The sequence below is a fragment of the Pseudomonas segetis genome (genome assembly GCF_900188155.1).
Lineage (GTDB): Bacteria > Pseudomonadota > Gammaproteobacteria > Pseudomonadales > Pseudomonadaceae > Aquipseudomonas > Aquipseudomonas segetis.
In genome coordinates this window covers 1-3,137 of the sequence record NZ_FZOG01000014.1, presented here as the reverse complement: position 1 = coordinate 3,137, position 3,137 = coordinate 1, and the positions used below count along the sequence as shown (strand labels likewise).

At 50.4% G+C, this 3,137-nt stretch carries 1 rRNA gene; it reads left to right on the top strand.

From position 1 onward, the window contains the following. Positions 1-198 precede the first annotated feature (198 nt). Positions 199-3,089 (top strand): 23S ribosomal RNA (locus CHB79_RS21855). Positions 3,090-3,137 lie beyond the last annotated feature (48 nt).

Genomic DNA, 3,137 nt, shown 5'->3' with positions numbered 1-3,137 from the left:
GCTGAATGTTGATTTCTGGTCTTTGACTAGAAAGAAAAATCGTTCTTTAAAAATTTGGGTATGTGATAGAAGTGACTGATTGATTACTTTCACTGGTAATTGATCTGGTCAAGGTAAAATTTGTAGTTCTCAATTGCAAATTTTCGGCGAATGTCTACTTCACGTTATAGACGATAACCAGATTGCTTGGGGTTATATGGTCAAGTGAAGAAGCGCATACGGTGGATGCCTTGGCAGTCAGAGGCGATGAAAGACGTGATAGCCTGCGAAAAGCTTCGGGGAGGTGGCAAATAACCTTTGATCCGGAGATGTCTGAATGGGGGAACCCACCTAACATAAGTTAGGTATCTTGCACTGAATACATAGGTGTAAGAGGCGAACCAGGGGAACTGAAACATCTAAGTACCCTGAGGAATAGAAATCAACCGAGATTCCCTTAGTAGTGGCGAGCGAACGGGGACTAGCCCTTAAGTTGATTAGAGATTAGCGGAACGCTCTGGAAAGTGCGGCCATAGTGGGTGATAGCCCTGTACGCGAAAATCTCTTTTCAATGAAATCGAGTAGGACGGAGCACGAGAAACTTTGTCTGAATATGGGGGGACCATCCTCCAAGGCTAAATACTACTGACTGACCGATAGTGAACTAGTACCGTGAGGGAAAGGCGAAAAGAACCCCGGAGAGGGGAGTGAAATAGATCCTGAAACCGTATGCGTACAAGCAGTGGGAGCAGACTTTGTTCTGTGACTGCGTACCTTTTGTATAATGGGTCAGCGACTTATTTTCAGTGGCAAGCTTAACCGAATAGGGGAGGCGTAGCGAAAGCGAGTCTTAATAGGGCGTTTAGTCGCTGGGAATAGACCCGAAACCGGGCGATCTATCCATGGGCAGGTTGAAGGTTAGGTAACACTGACTGGAGGACCGAACCGACTACCGTTGAAAAGTTAGCGGATGACCTGTGGATCGGAGTGAAAGGCTAATCAAGCTCGGAGATAGCTGGTTCTCCTCGAAAGCTATTTAGGTAGCGCCTCGTGTATCACTGCTGGGGGTAGAGCACTGTTTCGGCTAGGGGGTCATCCCGACTTACCAAACCGATGCAAACTCCGAATACCAGCAAGTGTCAGCACGGGAGACACACGGCGGGTGCTAACGTCCGTCGTGAAAAGGGAAACAACCCAGACCGTCAGCTAAGGTCCCAAAGTTATGGTTAAGTGGGAAACGATGTGGGAAGGCTTAGACAGCTAGGAGGTTGGCTTAGAAGCAGCCACCCTTTAAAGAAAGCGTAATAGCTCACTAGTCGAGTCGGCCTGCGCGGAAGATGTAACGGGGCTCAAACCATACACCGAAGCTACGGGTTCATCCTTTGGATGAGCGGTAGAGGAGCGTTCTGTAAGCCTGTGAAGGTGAGTTGAGAAGCTTGCTGGAGGTATCAGAAGTGCGAATGCTGACATGAGTAACGACAATGCGAGTGAAAAACTCGCACGCCGAAAGACCAAGGTTTCCTGCGCAACGTTAATCGACGCAGGGTGAGTCGGCCCCTAAGGTGAGGCAGAAATGCGTAATCGATGGGAAACGGGTTAATATTCCCGTACTTCTAATTACTGCGATGGAGGGACGGAGAAGGCTAGGCCAGCACGGCGTTGGTTGTCCGTGTTTAAGGTAGTAGGCTGGGATCTTAGGTAAATCCGGGATTCTAAGGCCGAGAACTGATGACGAGTTGTCTTTAGACGACGAAGTGGTTGATGCCATGCTTCCAGGAAAAGCTTCTAAGCTTCAGGTAATTAGGAACCGTACCCCAAACCGACACAGGTGGTTAGGTAGAGAATACCAAGGCGCTTGAGAGAACTCGGGTGAAGGAACTAGGCAAAATGGCACCGTAACTTCGGGAGAAGGTGCGCCGGTGAGTGTGAAGGGTTTACCCCGTAAGCACATGCCGGTCGAAGATACCAGGCCGCTGCGACTGTTTATTAAAAACACAGCACTCTGCAAACACGAAAGTGGACGTATAGGGTGTGACGCCTGCCCGGTGCCGGAAGGTTAATTGATGGGGTTAGCTAACGCGAAGCTCTTGATCGAAGCCCCGGTAAACGGCGGCCGTAACTATAACGGTCCTAAGGTAGCGAAATTCCTTGTCGGGTAAGTTCCGACCTGCACGAATGGCGTAACGATGGCGGCGCTGTCTCCACCCGAGACTCAGTGAAATTGAAATCGCTGTGAAGATGCAGTGTATCCGCGGCTAGACGGAAAGACCCCGTGAACCTTTACTATAGCTTTGCACTGGACTTTGAGTTTACTTGTGTAGGATAGGTGGGAGGCTTTGAAGCGTGGACGCCAGTTCGCGTGGAGCCATCCTTGAAATACCACCCTGGTAACCTTGAGGTTCTAACTCTGGTCCGTTATCCGGATCGAGGACAGTGTATGGTGGGTAGTTTGACTGGGGCGGTCTCCTCCTAAAGAGTAACGGAGGAGTACGAAGGTGCGCTCAGACCGGTCGGAAATCGGTCGTAGAGTATAAAGGCAAAAGCGCGCTTGACTGCGAGACAGACACGTCGAGCAGGTACGAAAGTAGGTCTTAGTGATCCGGTGGTTCTGTATGGAAGGGCCATCGCTCAACGGATAAAAGGTACTCCGGGGATAACAGGCTGATACCGCCCAAGAGTTCATATCGACGGCGGTGTTTGGCACCTCGATGTCGGCTCATCACATCCTGGGGCTGAAGCCGGTCCCAAGGGTATGGCTGTTCGCCATTTAAAGTGGTACGCGAGCTGGGTTTAGAACGTCGTGAGACAGTTCGGTCCCTATCTGCCGTGGACGTTTGAGATTTGAGAGGGGCTGCTCCTAGTACGAGAGGACCGGAGTGGACGAACCTCTGGTGTTCCGGTTGTCACGCCAGTGGCATTGCCGGGTAGCTATGTTCGGAAAAGATAACCGCTGAAAGCATCTAAGCGGGAAACTTGCCTTAAGATGAGATCTCACTGGAACCTTGAGTTCCCTAAAGGGCCGTCGAAGACTACGACGTTGATAGGTGGGGTGTGTAAGCGCTGTGAGGCGTTGAGCTAACCCATACTAATTGCCCGTGAGGCTTGACCATATAACACCCAAACAATTTGCTGTTTGAGTGTCATAACAGAAGTTGATA